1 protein-coding gene is annotated in these 600 nt (G+C 38.5%); it reads right to left on the bottom strand.

Annotated elements, in window-relative coordinates; all coding sequences use genetic code 11:
- Window positions 1-146 precede the first annotated feature (146 nt).
- On the bottom strand, window positions 147-600 hold a 454-nt coding region (locus tag HC175_RS16480; protein ID WP_438865948.1), incomplete at its 5' end, for a hypothetical protein.

Raw genomic sequence — 600 nt, 5'->3', positions numbered from 1 at the left:
AAGACATTGTTTACTTACTTAATTATACTACAGATTTTAAGGAGCAAATAATAAACTCCCCCTATGAAGAAGTTAAGGAATATCTCGTTGAATCCTTCAGGAAAATTTTACATGATGATAAATTACAGGAAGCCATTATTGGAAATTTATATTTCGAAGATCAAATGGCCAGATTTCAAAGAATTATAAACGAACTTGATGCTATCGTTAACCATAAATAACGGACTTGCAAGTAAAAAATATATCGAGTTCTCGAACAAACCTTCTGGATGATCAAATTCCTGGATTTCCTCTCCAACTTCAGCTAAACCTACTACAGATAATTCTATTCCCGTCCCGGGCAGTTCTACCAAATTGTTCCCTGCAATGCCACCATAGGGCAGCAAGTCAATAAGGGTATTGGTTTTCCGGTGATGCATCCTGTATCCCTCCTGTTTTTTCTGCGGGAAAAAACCATTATTTACCAATTCTTGTAACAGGGCTTCGTAGGTGGAAATATCGGGCAACATTATTGCAAAATCGATATCCCCGGTTGCACGGGTGGGTTTTTGTCCGGCCTTGTATAAAGCCACATCCCTTGCATTGGCACCAATGAGATAA

It is taken from the genome of Salinimicrobium oceani, assembly GCF_012037645.1.
Note: the sequence above shows the minus strand (reverse complement) of the source record. Positions and strands in the feature narration are given on the sequence as shown.